Below are 15,061 nucleotides of genomic sequence, written 5' to 3'. Positions count from 1 at the left end.
GGTCAGTCGACCTTTGCAGTCTGGGGCTCAAGGGCAGAGTCATTCGCCGCGCGCGACGCTTGGGCCATCTCTGCTAGAGCTGCGAGCTTCTTCTGCGGGTCGGAATTTGGCTGAACGACGCCCGCGGACATGATCAGGGTTGCCGCTTCCTCCGTGCTCATGTCGATATCGACGACCCTGCTCTTGGGTACGTAGAAGAAGAAGCCCGTGGTCGGGTTGGGCGCGCACGGCAGAAACACCGAAATATGCTCTTCCTGACCTGGCAGCCGGGCGGCAACATTCTCGCTCGGCACTTGCGAAATGAGGACGATCGACCACATGCCGGGCGACGGGAATTCAACGAGACCAACCCTGCGGAGGCTCGATCCGGACCCGGAAAAAAGCGTTTCGAAGACCTGCTTGAGTCCGCGGTAGATCGCCCGCACCACCGGCATCCGGCCCAGCAGCCTTTCGCCAAGATCGACCAGCGTCCGGCCGATCAGGTTGGCCGTCAGGAAGCCCAGCATCGTCAGCGCGAACACCGCAACGATCAAGCCTGATCCCGGCACTCCGAAAGGCAGATACGTTTCCGGCCGATACGCGATCGGAACGAACGGCCGTACCAGGCTGTCGACCCAGTTCACGAACCACCAGGTCAGGTAAAGTGTTATAGCAACCGGGCCGGCTACGATCAGGCCGGTCAGAAAATAGTTCCGGAATCGCGCGATGACGCCGCGGGGCATATCCGGGTGATGGTCGCCTGGCGCGCCGCTCGAAGGATTGTCACGGGTCATCGTGGTTCCAGATCAAAGATGTGTAAAAAATGGCTGATATCTGCTCATATAGGCATTCTAGCCGACTTTGCACGCGGCGCGATGGACCGCCCTGCGACCCCCCGTCTTATTCGACAGTGACGGATTTTGCCAGATTACGCGGTTGGTCGACGTCCGTGCCCATGACGACCGCGGTATGGTAGGCCAGCAACTGCACCGGAACCGCATAGACCAGCGCGGCAAAGGTGGCCGCCATATCGGGCAGGATAATCGTCACCAGCGACTTTATCGTCGCCTCCGCTGCCCCCTTTGCGTCGGTCATGAGAATGATGTTGCCGCCCCGCGCCGCCACCTCTTGCATGTTGGACACGGTCTTCTCGAAAACGCGATCATAGGGGGCGATTACTACCACCGGTATGTTCTCGTCGATCAATGCGATCGGTCCATGTTTGAGTTCGCCTGCGGCGTAGCCTTCCGCGTGGATGTAGGAGATTTCCTTGAGTTTGAGCGCCCCCTCCAGCGCAAGCGGATAGCTGGTGCCTCGCCCGAGATACAGGACGTCCCTTGATTTGGCGATGTCGCGCGCGAGCCTGTCGATCTGCGGTTCGGTGTTCAGCGCTTCCGACATCAGCCGCGGAATTTCGATAAGGCCGTGCACAAGCCTGGATTCGTCCTCTTCGGATAATTCGCCGCGCGCCTTGCCGGCGGCGATCGCGAGCGCCGCAAGCACCATCAACTGGCAGGTGAAGGCCTTGGTCGAAGCGACGCCGATCTCAGGGCCCGCCAGAGTTTGCAGCATCGTCTCGCTTTCCCGTGCGATCGTCGATGTCACGACGTTGACAACCGACAGCGTATGCAGTCCCTGCTCCTTCGCATAACGAAGTGCCGCGAGCGTGTCAGCGGTTTCCCCCGATTGCGAAATGAAAATGGCGAGGTCGCCTTTGCTGAGCGGCGCTTCACGATAGCGAAATTCCGATGCGATATCGATCTCGACGGCCAACCGGGCCAGACGCTCCAGCCAGTATTTGCCGATGTAACCGGCGTAATTCGCGGTCCCGCACGCGATGATCGAGACCCGTCTGATATCGCGAAAATCGAACGGGAGGTCCACCGGAAGCAACACACGCTCCGTTGCCATGTCGACATAGCGGGCGAGCGTATGCCCGACCACTTCCGGCTGTTCGTGGATTTCCTTGGCCATGAAGTGACGAAAGTTGGCTTTGTCCACCAGAGAAATCGAGGCGCTGTGCTTGACGATGTCGCGCTGAACGATGGCATTCCGGTGGTCGTAGACGGTCGCGCCCTCGCGGGTCAAAACCGCCCAGTCGCCGTCCTCAAGATAACTGATCGTATCGGTAAACGGGCCGAGCGCGATCGCGTCCGATCCCAGATACATTTCGCCGTCGCCATATCCGATGGCCAGCGGAGGTCCGTTGCGCGCACCGATCAGAATGTTGTCGTCGGCTGCGAAGATAAAACCGAGGGCGAAGGCGCCGCGAAGCCGCGACAACGTGGCTCTGACCGCTTCAACCGGATCGAGGCCGGCGGCAAGATAGCCGTCGACGAGATGCAGGACCGTCTCGGTATCGGTTTCAGTCTCGAAGACCGCTCCTTTTTCTTGAAGCTCTTCGCGCAGTTCGCGGAAATTTTCGATGATTCCATTGTGAACGACGGCCACGCGCTCGGTGGCGTGCGGGTGCGCGTTGTTCTCGGTCGGCTTGCCGTGCGTTGCCCAGCGCGTGTGTCCGATCCCGACGCGCCCGCCCAGCGGTTCGGCCCGCAGGCGCGCCGCCAGATTCTTCAGCTTGCCCTCGGCGCGACGACGCGCCAGATGCGTTCCCTCCAGTGTCGCGATGCCGGCGGAATCGTAGCCGCGGTATTCGAGGCGCTTGAGCGAATCAACCAATTGATCCGCAACGGGACCGCGTCCCAAAATTCCGACAATGCCGCACATGCGGATCAATATCTCCAAGATCGCAGAAAAATTGCAGAAAAAGCTCGTGCCCTCTTAACGAAAAGCCTGGAGCGCAAGGAAACAATAATTATTGCCGATTGCGACAGGGTTAAATCACCGCGATGGCTGGCGGCGTCATAACGTAACCGCCCCCGATTAACCGCTCGGTAACCTCGATGTCCGTGGACCGACAATCCGTAGCATCGAGGATGGCCTCGCAAGTCACCAATGTTCGGTACTCAAAGCCGCTTTGAATTTTAACGTGCGATCGCAACAATTTTAGCGATTCCTGCAACGGGAGCCCAAACCCTTTTTGTCACGATGTGCGCAAAGAAAAAATGAGGCGCACATGAGTGAAGTCGAGTTTGAACGGTTGCTTAGCGCAGTGAACGCCGCGATCGCTCCGCGCATTGAAGAAGCCGTGCTGAACGGCCTGTCGGATTTCGACGAGTTGCATTTCGACAAGCCGCCGCAGGCTGCAAACGACAACCAGATCGCATGGCCGTTTTTTCCTTTTCCCGATGGATGGAACGGCGCTTGCTGAATGATACGGCGAGCCCGATCGGCGCATCGGTAAGATTAAGAAATTCATCAAATAATCATCGTAAGGTATTGATTATATTGATGGAGGCCACGTCCGGAATTGAACCGGAGTACACGGTTTTGCAGACCGTTGCGTAACCACTCCGCCACGTGGCCCCTTGAATCGGATCAATATAGAGCATCCGCCGCTTAGGCAACCTGCTCGTGCAGGCCGCGGCGAGGTTCTGCAATTCGATACCCTTCGACGACCTGCCGAAATGGTCGGTCAGTCACGGCGGCGGCGATAATCCCTGCGCGGTTTGGGTCGGGGCGCAAGTTCGGGCATCGTCGTCTGGACCTCACGATATTTCGCCAACATCCGCTCAAAACTCGCGAGCAAGGTCGTCTCGATGTCCGGACGATTTTCGAGACCGGCAAGCATCATCGCCGCGGCTTCGATCGTGGCGAGTCCGTCCCGACGAGGCTCCTTGCGAAGCTTGCCATAACGTGAGGGTTGGCGCGGTCCCAGAATGATGCGCTGGCATTTGAGCATCCACGCGTTGCGCCACCACAGCGCCTTGGCCTGGCTCCAGGTGCCGTCCAGCAGCACCAGACCCTCGATATCCGCGAGGATGGCGCGTTGATTGTCCTCCATCTCACCCTTGCGGTCGATCGCCACGATCGCGCGGTCGGTGTTGAGATCGTCGACCCTGGCCGATCCGAGATAAAGCACCGCCCAGCGCGACGGATCATGCTCCGGTCGGCCCAGCGCCCGGGATAGGCTCGGCCAAGACAGCCCGATCTTCAGCACGGCGTCCTGGAAATGTAACGCCGTCAGGCGGGCGGTCCCGAGAGCCCTGTCCTGCTCTTGCGGATGCTGCAGGATCAAGAGCGATGTCCTGTTCCTGATCGGCTCGACGCTGTCGCAAATGCAGAGCGCCAACGGCTTGTGGCATCGTTGGCAATCCGGAATCGGGTCCGGCCCTGTGTCAGCAGCGACTATCTCGGAATTCCTTGGCATTGCCCGCTATACGCCGCGCCGATCTGTCCAGCAAGGAAACCGATCGGGTCCCGCTTACTCGGCCGGCGCGACCGCTGGCGCAGCCTCGCCTCGCCGCCGCAACCGATCGATCAGGAGGTAGATCACGGGTGTCGTGTAAAGCGTCAAAACCTGTGAAACGAGCAGCCCGCCGATGATGGTGATGCCGAGCGGTCGTCGTAGTTCCGTGCCCGGGCCGGTTGCGAGCACCAGCGGTATCGCGGCGAAAATCGCCGCCATGGTGGTCATGAGGATGGGTCGGAAGCGCACGCTGCATGCCTCGAAGATGGCGTCCGTGGACGACAGGCCGCGCTGGCGCTCGGCATCCAGCGCGAAATCCACGATCATGATGCCGTTCTTCTTGACGATGCCGATGAGAAGAATGATTCCGACGAATGCAATGATCGTCAGCGACGTATTGGTGATCTGCAAGGCCAGCAGCGCGCCAAGACCGGCGGATGGCAAGGTCGAGATGATGGTGAGCGGATGCGCGAGGCTCTCGTAGAGAACGCCGAGCACAATATACACAGCGACGAGCGCGCCGAGGATCAGTAGCGGCTGCCGCCCGGAGGTTTTGCGGAAATCGGCGGCGTTGCCCTCGAAGCTTCCGCGTATACCCTCGGGCATGTGCAATTCATCGACCGCGCGTTGAATATTGGTGGTCGCTTCCTGAAGCTCCACACCCGGTAACGTATTGAAGGACACCGTCACCGATGGAAACGACTGCGTATGATAGACGGCGAGCGGCGAGAGGTCGCGCCGGTAGCTGACGACGGCGGACAGCGGCACCTGTACTCCGTTGGCTCCCGCAACGAAGATGCGTTCCAGGTTGGATGGGTCTTGCTGGAATTGCGGGTCGATTTCCAGAATGACCTGGTACTGGTTGCGCTGGGTGTAGACGATCGAAATCTGCCGTTGCGAAAAGGCGTTGTTGAGCGCGTTGTCGATATCCTGAACCCTGACGCCAAGGCTGGAAGCCTTCTGCCGATCGATCGACAAGGTCAGTTGCAGACCGCCGGGATCGCGGTCGCTGGAAACGTCCGTGATTCCCTCCACCGTCTCCATGCGCTTGGCGACAAGGGGCGCCCACTTTTGCAACAAATCGAGGTCGGTGCTGGAGAGCGTGTACTGGTAGTTGGAATCGCTCTGGCGTCCGCCACCGCGAATGTCTTGCGCTGCGAACATGTATAGCCTGATGCCCGGTACGTCGCCGAGATTTCGGCGCATCCGGTCGATCACCTGCTGGGTCGTCAGCCCGCCCCGTTCGGCCGGGGGCTTCAGCGTGATATACATGAATCCGCGATTTGAGCCTCCGCGCGTGCTGCTGCCACCGATGGAGGAGCCGATCCCTTGCACGGCAGGATCTGCCATCACGATATCCATAACGCGCTGTTGAAGCCCGAGCATGGACTGAAAGGAAACGTCCGCCGACGCGCGCGTCGAGCCGATCACGAAGCCGCTGTCGTCGATGGGGAAATAGCCCTTCGGCGTCTTGATATATAGCGTCACTGTCAGGGCGATCGTCGCAAAAAACACCAGCAATGTGAGGATGGGAAAGCCGAGTACGACGCGCAGCGTCCGCGTATAGAACGCCACGATTCGCGACAGCAAGCTTTCGACCAGCCGGTCAAGCCGGGTCGCATCGGCTGATGTCGCGTGCTTGATGTAGTGGGCGCAGATCACCGGCGTGACCGTCAACGACACGACGGTCGATACCACGATCGCAAATGTGAGGGTGAGCGAGAACTCCCGTAACAACCGGCCGACCATGCCGTCCATGAAGATCAGGGGCGTGAATGCGGCGATCAACGACAGGCTGATCGACAGCACCGTGAAACCGATTTGCCTTGCTCCTTCGAGCGCAGCCCGATAAGGCGGCAGCCCCTGCTCGAGGTTGCGGTACATGTTCTCGATCATGACGATGGCATCGTCGACCACGAAACCGACGGAAATGGCCAGCGCCATCAGGGAGAGGTTGTCGATGGAGAAGCCCGCCAGCCACATCCCGGCGCATGTGCCCGCCAGCGCCAGCGGAACCGACACACCGGCCGCGAGGGTCGGCGTGAGGCGGCGGAGGAACGCATAAACCACGACCATCACCAGAAACGCTGTCGCCAACAGCGTCCACTCCATGTCGTCGACGCTTGCGCGGATCGAGCCGGTGCGGTCAACGATGGTCGATATCTCGACACCGGCCGGAATCCATCGCTTGATCTCGGGGATCATCGCCTTCACCCGGTCGACAGTGTCGATGACGTTGGCATCGCCCTGCTTGGTGATCTGGATCAGCACCGCGGGTTGCTTGTTGAACCAGGCGATCGAGCGGCTGTTTCGAGTGGCATCCTTGACATCGGCCACGTCCGAGAGCCGGACGAAATTCCCTCCGGAGCTTTTGATAACGATGTCGCGAAATTCGACCGCCGTCCGCATCTGCTTGTTGGTCGACAGCGTTTCGCTCTGGCGGCCACCATTGAAGATTCCGACAGGGCCGAGCGGATTCGCGCTCACGATCGCGGTCCGGACATCGTCGGTCGAGATGCCAGCGTTCGAGAGCGTTACCGGGTTGAGCGCAATCCGGACGGCCGGCTGATCGGCGCCGCTCACGGTAACCTCGCCGACACCTGGAACCTGCGAGATGCGCTGAACGATCACGGTGTCGGCCACATCATAGATCGCGCTGGTCGACATGGTTTTTGACGTCAACGCCAGAATAAAGACCGGCGCCGCAGCGGGATTCGCCTTGCGGAATTTCGGCAATGTCGGCAGATCGGTCGGCAGATCGGCGAGCGAGGCGTTGATCGCCGCCTGGACGTCGCGTGCTGCATGGTCGATGTCTCGCCCGATAGCGAATCGCAAACGGATGCTAGTAGCGCCAAGCGTGCTCGTGGATGTGATCTGATCGACGCCGGCGATCTCGCCGAGCCGGCGCTCCAGCGGCGCGGCGACGGTCGCCGCCATCACCGAAGGGTCAGCCCCCGGCCGGTTCGCCGACACCCTGATCATCGGGAAATCGACATTCGGAACCGAAGCTACCGGGAGGAACCCGTAAGCGACCACACCGATCAGAAACAGGCCGATCGCCAGAAGCGTGGTACCGACCGGCCTCCGGATGAACGGCTCGGAGATCGAGGCCACTACTGCATTCCTTCGGTCGTACCCGCGATCGGCGGCTCCGGCCCAACCGTCGGGACGGCCTTCTCGATACGCTTGTTCAGCCGATCCAGCGCCAGATAGATCACGGGCGTGGTGTAAAGCGTGAGCAACTGGCTGAGCAGCAGGCCGCCGATGATCGAGATGCCAAGGGGAAATCGCAGTTCCGCGCCGGTGCCGCTTTCGATCGCCAGCGGCAGCGCGCCGAACAGCGCCGCCAGCGTGGTCATCATGATTGGCCTGAACCGGAGCAGACAGGCCTGCGTGATCGCCTCGGTCGGCGATAGGCCTTGATGGCGCTCAGCCTCGAGCGCGAAATCGATCATCATGATCGCGTTCTTTTTCACGATGCCCATCAGAAGAATGATGCCGATCAGACCGATGACGGACAGATCCTGTCCGAACAGCATCAACGCGAGAATGGCGCCGACACCCGCCGAAGGCAGCGTCGAGAGAATCGTGATCGGATGAATGTAGCTCTCGTACAATACGCCCAGCACGATGTAGATCGTGACCAGCGCGGCCAGGATCAGCCAGGGTTGTCCGGCAAGTGATTTGGAGAACTCCGCCGCATCGCCCGAGAACAAGCCGACGATACTGGTGGGCATGCCGATGCGGGTCTCGATGGTCTTGACCCGCTCCACTGCATCGCCGAGCGATTCTCCCGGAGCAAGGTTGAAACTGAGCGACGCCGCCGGGAATTGCGCGTGATGCGAGATCGCCAGCGGTGCAGTCGTTCGGGTCAGCGTCGCGACCGCGGACAGCGGCACCTGTGCGCCGGCAAGACCCGGCAGATAAAGCTTGGAGAGGATCGAGGGGTCGCGCTGATACCGCGGCAAGGCCTCCAGCACGACACGATACTGGTTGGCCTGCCCGTAAACGGTCGATATCTGCCGTTGCGCGAAGGCATCGTTCAACGTGTCGTTGACACCCTGAAGGCTGACGCCGAGCTGGCCCGCACGCGCGCGGTCGATGTGCAGCGCGGCACGCAGTCCGTTTTCCTGAGCCTCGGATGACACATCCTGAAACAGCGGATCGCGACGCAGTTCGGCAACCAGTTTACCGGCCCACTCCGAAACCTGAGTGGCATCCGTCCCCGTCAGAGTGTACTGATATAGCGAACGGCTTGACTGCGTACTGATCTGGACATCCTGCACCGGCTGAAAATAAACCGTCATGCCGGGGATCGGGGCAACGCGCGCCTTCAAACGCCCGATGACGACAGCCACATCGTCACGGCGGTCGCTCCGCGGCTTCAACGTCATCACCAGACGTCCGACATTCGTGGTGGGATTCACGGAGCCGGCACCAATGACCGATACGACACCCGTGACGTCGGGGTCCTCTTTGATGACGTTGGCCACCTCGGCTTGATGCCTTCGCATTTCGGCAAAGGATACATCGGGCCCTGCTTCAGTCACCGCGATGATCGATGCCGTGTCCTGCAAGGGCAGAAAGCCCTTGGGCGCGACGACATAAAGGGCCATCGTTGCGGCGACTGTCGCAAACACCACAACCAGTGTCGCGCGCTGATGCCGAAGCACCCATAACAACGTCCGATGATAGAACTCGACCATCCGATCGATACTGCGGCTGACCGCCGCCAATCCCGGAACCGCTCGCTCTCCCCCGGAGTGCTTCAGCAGCCGCGAGCACATCATCGGCGTCAAAGTCAGCGACACGATAGCGGATGTGACGACCGCGATGGTGAGGGTCAGGGCAAATTCGCGGAACATCCTACCGACCAGCCCGGACATGAACAGCAGCGGAATGAACACCGCGATCAGCGAGACCGTCAGCGAAATCACGGTAAAGCCGATCTCGCTCGCGCCACGGAGCGAGGCTTGCATGACGCTTTCGCCGTTCTCGATGTGACGGACGATGTTTTCGATCATCACGATGGCGTCGTCGACCACGAATCCGGTGCCGATCGTCAGCGCCATCAACGACAGGTTATCGAGGCTGAATCCGGCAAAATACATGATGCCGAAACTGGTAATCAGCGACAGCGGCAGCGCCACGCCCGCGATCAACGTCGCCCGCAGCGAGCGCAGGAAAAGCAGCACCACGAGCGTGACCAGCACGACACTGAGGATGAGCGTGAATTGCACGTCGTGGACGGAGGCACGAATCGTCACGGTCCGGTCGCTGACGACCGTCAGTTTGACACCGGCGGGAATCGCGCGCTGGACCTTCGGAATCTCCTCCCTGATCTGGCGGACGACATCGATCACATTGGCGCCTGGCTGGCGTTGGATATCGATGATGACGGCCGGCGTTCCGTTATACCAGCCGCCGGTGCGGTCGTTTTCCAGCCCGTCGACGATCTGGGCGACATCGCCAATCGTCACCGGAGAGCCGTTGCGATAGGCGATAATGATGGGCTTGTATGCGTCCGCCACCGCGATCTGGTCGTTGGCGGCGATGGTGTAGGCTTGCTGCGCGCCGTCCAGCGACCCCTTTGGGCCTGAAACATTGGCGCCGGCAATCCCGGCCCGCAAATCTTCCATTGAAATGCCGTAGGCGGCCAGCCGTGCGAGGTCGGCCTGGACACGCACCGCCGGCTTCAGACCTCCGAGCACGGAAACGCGCCCCACGCCCGAAATCTGGCTGAGACGCTGGGTCAGGATGGTGTCCGCAATATCGCTCATGGCTCGCAGCGAGACCGTGTCCGACGTCAGCGCGAGCGTCATCACCGGCGCATCGGCAGGATTTACCTTGGCGTAAGTCGGCGGATACGGCAGGTTTTTCGGCAGTATCCCGGCGGCGGCGTTAATCGCCGCCTGCACATCCTGCGTAGCGCCGTCGATATCGCGGTCCAGGTTGAATTGCAGGGATATCTGACTGACGCCAAACGAGCTTGTCGATGTCATCGACGACAGTGAGGGGATCTGTCCGAGCTGGCGTTCCAGCGGTGCGGTCAGCAGTGACGCAACAACATCGGGACTCGCGCCCGGCAACTGCGTCCTCACCTGCACCGTCGGGAAATCGACTTGCGGCAACGCCGAGATCGGCAACGCCCAATAGCCGAGCGCGCCTCCGATCATCAGCGCGATCCCGAGCAAGGAGGTTGCGATCGGACGACGAATAAACGGTTCGGAGACGCCCATGTCTGTCAGCTCATGTCTGGCAGCTCGCTGCCGCGGGTTCGATGCTCAGCACCCTGCCTCCGGGATCACGGTCGAGCCTTTGCGTTGCCGCTAGACTGCCCGTTTTCCTGCGCCCCATTGCCCGACTGCTTTTGACTTCCCTCGCCCCGCTTGCCGCGGTGCTCGCCGTTGCCTCTGCCTTGACGAGCGCCGCGTTTGCCCGGCCGCTTCTGTGGCGCGAGATCGGCCGTCGGCGGCCGGTCGTTCTGGCTGACGGTCACCTTTGCGCCGTCGGACAGATTGGCAAAGCCCGTGGTCACCACCCGATCCGTGGGAGCAATGCCCTTGGCGATCACCGCGTCGTTTTCGTCCTGCTGCGTCACCGTTACCGGCTTCGCTGTCGCGATATCGTCGCTTCCGATCACATAGCTGAAGGTTCCGAGCGGACCACGCTGTACCGCGGACGTCGGTATGACCGTCGCCTGCGACAGCGTTTCCACCTTGAGACGCACATTGACGAACTGGCCGGGCCAGAGCTGGAAGTGTCCGTTCGGAAATTCGGCCTTCAGCTTCAACGTGCCGGTCGTCGGATCGACCTGATTGTCGATGCCGATCAGCTTGCCGGTATCGGCAATTGTCGTTCCGTCGTTTCCGAATACATCGACTGCGAGGGCGCCCTTCGCCGCTGCTGCATTCACACGCACAATCTGCTGCTGCGGAAGGCTGAATTGCACAGCAATGGGCTGGAGCTGCGTAATGACGACGAGTCCGGTCGCATCGGACGCGTGGATGATGTTGCCCCGATCGACCTGGCGCAAGCCCACGCGGCCCGAAATCGGCGCGATAATCTTGGTATAGCCGAGCATCGCCTGGGCGTTGTCGATCGCGGCCTGATCGGCCCTGACGAGCGCCTCCTGCTGCGCAACGACCGCACTCTGCGTATCGGCCTGCTGCTTCGATCCGGCTTTGGAGGCGGCCAGTTGCTGGTAGCGCTTTAGATCGAGGCGCATATTGGCTAGTTGCGCCTCATCCTGAGCCTTCTTCGCGACCGCCTGATCGAACTGCGCCTGGTAGATCACGGGATCGATCTCGCCCAGCACGTCGCCTTTCGCGACGTCCTGCCCTTCGGTGAAATTGACGGCGATCAGCTTGCCGTCGACCTGCGAGCGCACGACGACCGTGTTCAGAGCCCGGACGGCTCCGACGCCGTCGAGGTAGACCGGCACGTCCTCGATGCGCGGCGTTGCGGCAAGCACCGGAACTGCGAGATCGGGACGCGCCCTTGCGTCGCGCTTCTTTTGCGCGAACATGGTCCAGCCGAGATAGGCCAATCCTCCGACGATCAGAAGCGTGATCGCGATCCGCACGGCAGGCCGCCGCCGGCCTCGACCCGTCATCTTGTCAGGTATCCCGTCGCCGACTGCTTTTGCGGTTTCGTCCAGACCCGGTTTAAAGAGCATTGCCCGGCCTCTCAATCCTTGGTTCCCAGCCGCCACCGAGAGCCTGATAAAGGCTCACGACTGCCAGTAGCCGCGCAAGCTGCGCCTGCGACAGCGAATCCTCCGCCTGAAACAGCGTCAGTTGCGTATTCAACACGGTTACGATATCGGCGGTGCCAGCCCGAAGCTGCTGCTCGCCGAGTTCGAATGCCCTGCGCGAGGCAGTCAGGACATCCCGCTGAAGGCGCAGCCTCTCCGTGGTCTGACGGATCGCGATCAGCGCGTTGTCGACGTCGGCAAACGCCGAAACCACCGTCTTGCGGTACATCTGAAGCAGTTCGTCCTGTTTCGCCCTTGTGTACTCGAAGTTGCCGAGAATCCTGCCGCCGTCGAAGATCGGCTGCGTCAGTCCGCCGGCGAGGCTGAAAAATGCGGCGTTAGGCTGAAACAACGCGACCAGGGCCGAACTTTGATAACCACCCTGCCCGGTCAACTGAATGCTCGGGAAAAACTGCGCGCGCGCGCTGCCTACGTTGGCGGTGGCTGATGCGAGTTGCGCTTCCTGACGGCGGATGTCCGGACGCTGCGTCAATAATTCCGACGGCAGGCCTGGCGTCACCCGCGGTGCGGCGATCCGGTTGAGCGAGCCGCCCTTGACCTTCACGCTTTCCGGCGGCCGCGCCACCAGCGTCGCGAGTGCGTTGATGTTCTGCAGCAGGATCTGACGAAGCGGCGGAACGGCGGCGCGCTGATTGGCCAGCACGCTTTCCTGTTGCGCCACGTCGAGATCGGTCCCGGTGCCGGCACTCAGCCGCTGCTTGATCGCGTCGAGGATGCGCGCGGCGCTGGCGATGTTGCGCTCGGCGGTGCGAATACGATCCTGCGCCGCGAGGACCTGAAAATAGGCATTCGCAACGCTGGTGAGCGTCGTCAGGGCGACCACATCGCGATCAAAGCGGTTTGCCGTCGCGGTTTCCTCAGCGGCCAGGGCGGCATCGCGGTTTTTGCCCCAGAAATCGATCTCGTAGCTGGCGGCGCTCAGCGAGGACGAGTAGTTCACAACCTCCCGACCGCGGTTGGTCAGGCCGCTGGAACTCGACCCCGACGTGCGGGAATAGGTTTCCTGTCCCCCGACACTGAGGCTCGGCAACAGCGCCGCCCCCGCGATCCGGGCTTGCTGATCGGCCTGCACGATCCGCGCCGTCGCCGCTGCAATGTCCAGATTGACGGTCTGGGCTTCCTCCATCAGGCCCGTCAGCTCTGGCGAGCGAAAGCCACGCCACCAGTCGAGCGTCGGCGGAGCCTCAGTCGTGGTCAGCCGCGCAGCCTTGTATCCGGCCGGAATGTCCAGCGCCGGATCGGGAAGATCCCTGGTCAGAACGCAGCCAGCCGACGTTGCCACCGCCGCCAATATCGCGAGGAGCATGGCGGAACGATAAATCCACGTCGCAACCCCTTGTGGATCGATCGAGGCATTCGCAGGAGAATCACCCACGCCGGCCCTCCAAGGGGCGGCAGAGGCGATAACAGGCATTCGCGTGAGGTCGCAGCACCCACGTACCAATCTTTTCAAATACAAAAAACAACGCGGTCACCGGTGGGATTGCTTCCTCTTGGAACCGCCCTATTCTAGCGGCCCGATCAATCGCCGGACAGTCCTGCACGGCCGCGAACATTAGATACGTTCTATCGACGTCGCTGCTCTGTAGGTAACCTGATTTATCAAAAAGCCCTGTTTAACAGGCTTTCCAGACGATCAGTTCGCAAGCGGTCCCGGCAATCTTACCAAGATTTCATGCGGCGCAGTGGCGCGGACGACACGCTGCCGAGGATTCTCGGGCCAGACGTGCGCTTCACGCGACTCGAAGCCCGGCCAGGCGGATCGTTTCGCCCGTTGCGGAGCCCACCGCTCCGGAAGCGCTTGCGACAAATTCCTCTTCCTCGCAAAAGAGCGTGCAGCAACGCAACTCAAACCGGTTGTGAGACCGACCGTCTTCGCGCCCTTGTACCTCCCTCGCCTCTCAACTAGGGTTGCCCTCAATTCCTCCAATGGGCCGACAAGATTTAGCATCTCATGAGAATCAACAACGACGTCGTCGAAGCGATCGGCAACACACCGCTTATCAAGTTGAAGCACGCATCGGAAGCGACGGGATGCACCATCCTCGGTAAGGCCGAGTTCATGAATCCGGGTCAGTCGGTCAAGGATCGCGCCGGCAAACAGATGATCCTTGAAGCCGAAAAGCGGGGCGATCTCAAGCCCGGCGGCCTTGTGGTCGAAGGCACGGCCGGCAATACCGGCATCGGCCTTGCCGTCGTTGCCAGCGCGCGCGGCTACCGCACGATGATCGTCATCCCGGAAACGCAGAGCCAGGAAAAGAAGGACATGCTGCGGCTGTGCGGAGCCGAGCTGGTCGAGGTTCCGGCGCTCCCATACAGCAATCCGAACAATTATCAGCACATCGCAAAACGTCTCGCGGACGAGTTGCGCAAGTCCGAACCCAACGGCGTCCTGTTTGCCGATCAATGGAACAACCTCGACAATCCCAAAGCCCACTACGTTTCAACGGGGCCCGAGATCTGGGAGCAGACCGGCGGCACGGTCGATGGTTTCATCTGTTCGATCGGGACCGGCGGCACGCTGGTGGGGACCGGCGCTTTCCTGCGGGAGAAAAAGAAGGACATCGTCATCGGCGTTGCGGACCCGTGCGGGGCGGCCATGTATGAGCTGTTCAAAAACGGCGTGGCCAAGGCGACCCCGGGAGGTTCGATCACCGAGGGAATCGGCCTTGGGCGGGTAACCCCGGTGATCGCCAACGCCAAGGTCGACGAGGCCTATCTCATTCCCGACGAGGAAGCCGTGCCGGTGATCTACGATTTGCTTGAACACGAGGGGCTTTGCCTTGGCGGCTCCACCGGCATCAACGTCGCCGGCGCAATTCGTCTTGCACGCAAGTTGGGACCCGGCCACACCGTCGTGACGATCCTCTGCGACTCCGGCAACCGCTATCAGTCGAAGCTGTTCAATCCGGACTTCATGCGTTCCAAAAACCTTCCCGTGCCACAATGGCTGGAGCGGCGGAGCACCGTGAAGGTCCCCCTCGCGCAAACTTAGT

General features: G+C 61.2%; 9 protein-coding genes and 1 tRNA gene. 2 read left to right on the top strand and 8 right to left on the bottom strand.

All coding sequences use genetic code 11. From position 1 onward, the window contains the following. Window positions 1–2 precede the first annotated feature (2 nt). Both V4R08_RS04465 and glmS read right to left on the bottom strand, forming a co-directional pair. Window positions 3–722 (bottom strand): DUF502 domain-containing protein, encoded by a 720-nt coding sequence (locus V4R08_RS04465; RefSeq protein WP_442935678.1) that lies wholly within the window; start codon window positions 720–722, stop codon window positions 3–5. A 157-nt stretch (window positions 723–879) separates the two neighbouring features. After that, window positions 880–2,706, bottom strand: a complete 1,827-nt coding sequence (gene glmS / locus V4R08_RS04460; RefSeq protein WP_335578230.1) for a glutamine--fructose-6-phosphate transaminase (isomerizing) — start codon at window positions 2,704–2,706, stop codon at window positions 880–882. A 349-nt stretch (window positions 2,707–3,055) separates the two neighbouring features. Here glmS and V4R08_RS04455 point away from each other — a divergent pair, with 349 nt between their 5' ends. Then, window positions 3,056–3,250, top strand: coding sequence for a hypothetical protein (locus V4R08_RS04455; RefSeq protein ID WP_335578229.1), 195 nt, complete (start codon window positions 3,056–3,058; stop codon window positions 3,248–3,250). 81 nt (window positions 3,251–3,331) lie between these two features. On the opposite strand, the gene V4R08_RS04450 is transcribed toward V4R08_RS04455, so the two are convergent. The 6 genes from V4R08_RS04450 to V4R08_RS04425 all read right to left on the bottom strand — a co-directional run bounded on the left by V4R08_RS04450 (window position 3,332) and on the right by V4R08_RS04425 (window position 13,371). Continuing rightward, window positions 3,332–3,405 (bottom strand) — tRNA-Cys (locus tag V4R08_RS04450). A 109-nt stretch (window positions 3,406–3,514) separates the two neighbouring features. Beyond that, window positions 3,515–4,249: a tRNA-uridine aminocarboxypropyltransferase gene (locus V4R08_RS04445; protein ID WP_335578228.1), complete on the bottom strand. Its 735-nt coding sequence runs from the start codon at window positions 4,247–4,249 to the stop codon at window positions 3,515–3,517. Between the two features lie 54 nt (window positions 4,250–4,303). Continuing rightward, window positions 4,304–7,402, bottom strand: a complete 3,099-nt coding sequence (locus V4R08_RS04440) for an efflux RND transporter permease subunit (RefSeq protein WP_335578227.1) — start codon at window positions 7,400–7,402, stop codon at window positions 4,304–4,306. Next, window positions 7,402–10,527 carry an efflux RND transporter permease subunit gene (locus V4R08_RS04435; RefSeq protein ID WP_335578226.1) on the bottom strand — a complete coding sequence of 1,042 codons (3,126 nt, stop codon included), beginning with the start codon at window positions 10,525–10,527 and terminating at the stop codon, window positions 7,402–7,404. Before V4R08_RS04435 ends, V4R08_RS04440 begins: the two co-directional genes overlap by 1 nt. A gap of 65 nt (window positions 10,528–10,592) precedes the next feature. Then, on the bottom strand, window positions 10,593–11,966 hold the full coding sequence (locus tag V4R08_RS04430) for an efflux RND transporter periplasmic adaptor subunit (protein ID WP_335578225.1): 1,374 nt from the start codon (window positions 11,964–11,966) through the stop codon (window positions 10,593–10,595). Continuing rightward, entirely contained in the window at window positions 11,956–13,371 is a 1,416-nt protein-coding gene (locus V4R08_RS04425) for an efflux transporter outer membrane subunit (RefSeq protein WP_335580179.1), read from the bottom strand. Before V4R08_RS04425 ends, V4R08_RS04430 begins: the two co-directional genes overlap by 11 nt. Window positions 13,372–14,019: 648 nt before the next feature. Between V4R08_RS04425 and V4R08_RS04420 the strand changes: the two genes are divergently transcribed. Further along, a complete protein-coding gene (locus V4R08_RS04420; protein WP_335578224.1) occupies window positions 14,020–15,060 on the top strand; it encodes a cysteine synthase A in 1,041 nt (346 codons plus the stop codon). The last annotated feature ends 1 nt before the right edge of the window (window position 15,061 follow it).

This window comes from Nitrobacter sp. NHB1 (genome assembly GCF_036964665.1).
Taxonomy (GTDB): Bacteria; Pseudomonadota; Alphaproteobacteria; order Rhizobiales; family Xanthobacteraceae; genus Nitrobacter.
Note: the sequence above shows the minus strand (reverse complement) of the source record. Positions and strands in the feature narration are given on the sequence as shown.

Bases quoted from the DNA above. Each gene is read 5' to 3' on its own strand.
- V4R08_RS04465 (WP_442935678.1), bottom strand. From the start codon at position 722: ATGCCCCGCGGCGTCATCGCGCGATTCCGGAACTATTTTCTGACCGGC.
- glmS (WP_335578230.1), bottom strand. From the start codon at position 2,706: ATGTGCGGCATTGTCGGAATTTTGGGACGCGGTCCCGTTGCGGATCAA.
- V4R08_RS04455 (WP_335578229.1), top strand. From the start codon at position 3,056: ATGAGTGAAGTCGAGTTTGAACGGTTGCTTAGCGCAGTGAACGCCGCG.
- V4R08_RS04445 (WP_335578228.1), bottom strand. From the start codon at position 4,249: ATGCCAAGGAATTCCGAGATAGTCGCTGCTGACACAGGGCCGGACCCG.
- V4R08_RS04435 (WP_335578226.1), bottom strand. From the start codon at position 10,527: ATGGGCGTCTCCGAACCGTTTATTCGTCGTCCGATCGCAACCTCCTTG.
- V4R08_RS04430 (WP_335578225.1), bottom strand. From the start codon at position 11,966: ATGCTCTTTAAACCGGGTCTGGACGAAACCGCAAAAGCAGTCGGCGAC.
- V4R08_RS04425 (WP_335580179.1), bottom strand. From the start codon at position 13,371: ATGCTCCTCGCGATATTGGCGGCGGTGGCAACGTCGGCTGGCTGCGTT.
- V4R08_RS04420 (WP_335578224.1), top strand. From the start codon at position 14,020: ATGAGAATCAACAACGACGTCGTCGAAGCGATCGGCAACACACCGCTT.